This window comes from Streptomyces sp. NPDC059455 (assembly GCF_042750115.1).
GTDB classification, from domain to species: domain Bacteria; phylum Actinomycetota; class Actinomycetes; order Streptomycetales; family Streptomycetaceae; genus Streptomyces; species Streptomyces endocoffeicus.
This window is the reverse complement of sequence record NZ_JBHYVB010000449.1, coordinates 1-2,494: the sequence shown is the minus strand read 5'-3', so window position 1 is coordinate 2,494 and position 2,494 is coordinate 1. Positions and strand designations below refer to the sequence as shown.

Sequence of the window (2,494 nt, the reverse complement as noted above, 5' to 3'; positions counted from 1 at the left end):
TACATCGACGCCCTCATCCATCAACGCCACGCCGCCGGACTCCCCGCCACCTCACTCGCCTGGGGCCTGTGGGAAACCACCAGCGCCCTCACCGCCACCATGAACACCGGGGACCGCCGGCGCACCCACCGCGGTGGTGTCGCGCCCCTCACCGACGACGAGGGTCTCGCCCTCCTCGACAGGGCCCTGACCACCACCCACCCTCACCTCGTCCCGATCAAGATCAGCCCGGCCGCGCTTCGCGCCGACGACAGGGCGCGGCCCGTTCCCCCGCTGCTCCGCCATCTCGTACGGCGCCCCACGCGCCGTACGGCCCACGCACCGGCGCCCGCCGACACGTCGTCGCTCATGCGGCGGCTCGCCGCCCTCGACCACGGCGAACGGCTGCGCCACCTCACCGAGCTCGTCCGCACCGAGGCCGCCGCCGTGCTCGGACATACGACGATCGACAGCATCGGGCCGGACCAGCCCTTCCGGGAGGTCGGGTTCGACTCGCTGACGGCGGTGGAACTGCGCAACCGCCTCAACGCGGCCACCGGACTGCGGCTCCCCGCGACAGTGGTGTTCGACTACCCGACCGCCGCGATCGCCGCCGGACAGCTGCGGGACGAGCTGTTCGGCTCGACGCAGGCGGCCCCCACCGCGGTCACCGGGCCGGGGGCGGACACGGACGACCCGGTGGTCGTCGTCGGCATGGCCTGCCGGCTCCCCGGACGCGTGACCGACCCGGACGGGCTGTGGCGGCTGGTGGCCGACGGGGAGGACGGCATCGGGGCGTTCCCCACCGACCGCGGTTGGGACCTGGACACGCTGTTCGACCCGGATCCGGACCGGGTGGGCACGACCTATGTGCGCGAGGGCGGATTCCTGGACGGGGCCACCCAGTTCGACGCGGACTTCTTCGGCATCTCCCCGCGCGAGGCCGTGGCCATGGACCCGCAGCAACGTCTGCTGCTGGAGACCGCGTGGGAGACCTTCGAACAGGCCGGTATCGCCCCGCGGTCGGTGCGGGGCAGCGACACCGGTGTGTTCGCCGGGCTCATCTACCACGACTACGCGACGAACGCCGGTGAGCTGCCCGAGGGGTCCGAGACCTATCTGAGCACGGGGAAGTCGGGGAGCGTGGTGTCCGGGCGGGTGGCCTACGCACTGGGCCTGACCGGTCCGGCGGTGACGGTGGACACGGCGTGCTCCTCCTCGCTGGTGGCCATCCACTGGGCGGCCAAGGCAGTGCGTGAGGGCGAGTGCTCGATGGCCCTGGCCGGGGGTGTGACGGTGATGTCGACTCCGGACGGGTTCGTGAGCTTCTCGCACCAGCGCGGTCTCGCGCCGGACGGCCGCAGCAAGTCCTTCAGCGAGGGCGCCGACGGCACCACCTTCAGCGAGGGCGTCGGGCTGGTACTGCTGGAACGGCTCTCCGAGGCGCGCCGCAACGGCCACGAGGTCCTGGCCGTCATCCGTGGCACGGCGGTCAACCAGGACGGGGCGAGCAACGGCCTCACCGCGCCCAACGGGCCTTCCCAACAGCGGGTGATCCGGCAGGCCCTGGCCAACGCCGGGCTGTCTACCGCCGACATCGACGCCGTCGAAGCCCACGGCACCGGCACCGCCCTCGGCGACCCCATCGAAGCCCAGGCCCTACTGGCCACCTACGGCCAGAACCGCCCCGCCGACCAACCCCTCTGGCTGGGCTCGCTCAAATCCAACATCGGCCACACCCAGGCCACTGCGGGGATCGCGGGCGTCATCAAGATGGTGCAGGCCATGCGGCATGGCGTACTGCCCAAGACACTCCACGCCGACGAGCCCACCACCAAGGTGGACTGGACATCGGGTGCGGTGTCCCTGCTCACCGAGGCCCGCCCCTGGCCGGAGACCGGACACCCCCGCCGCGCCGGTGTCTCCTCCTTCGGCGTCAGCGGCACCAACGCCCACCTCATCCTCGAACAGGCCCCGGCAGAAGCGGCCGCCGAAACGGAAGCCACAGAACCGGAGACTCCCGGGCTGGTGGCCACGGGGGGCGCGGTGCCGTGGGTGCTGTCCGCCAAGAGCCCGGCGGCGCTACGGGCGCAGGCCGAGCGTCTGATCACCCACCTTCACGCCCATCCCGACACCGACCCGGTGGACCTGGGCTGGTCGTTGGCCACCGCCCGCGCCGCACTGGAACACCGCGCGGTCGTTCTCGCCACGGATCTCGACCAGGCGACGGCCGCCCTCACCGCCCTCAGCGAAGGGCAGCCCCACCCCAACCTGGTCACCGGGGAGACCGGCACCGACGGCAAGACCGTGTTTGTCTTCCCCGGCCAGGGAGCGCAGTGGGCAGGTATGGGAGCCCAACTCCTGGACACCTCACCCGTCTTCGCGGCTCGCCTCCACGAGTGTGCTGAGGCCCTGGCCCTCTACACCGACTGGAACCTCATCGACGTCATCACCGGCGCACCCAACGCACCCTCACTGGACCGCGTCGACGTCCTCCAGCCCACCACCTTCGCCA

1 protein-coding gene is annotated in these 2,494 nt (G+C 71.9%); it reads left to right on the top strand.

Features of this window, described 5'->3' with window-relative positions; genetic code table 11:
• Positions 1-2,494: beta-ketoacyl synthase N-terminal-like domain-containing protein (locus ACFXB5_RS53395; protein ID WP_385223283.1), on the top strand; the 2,494-nt coding region annotated here is incomplete at both ends.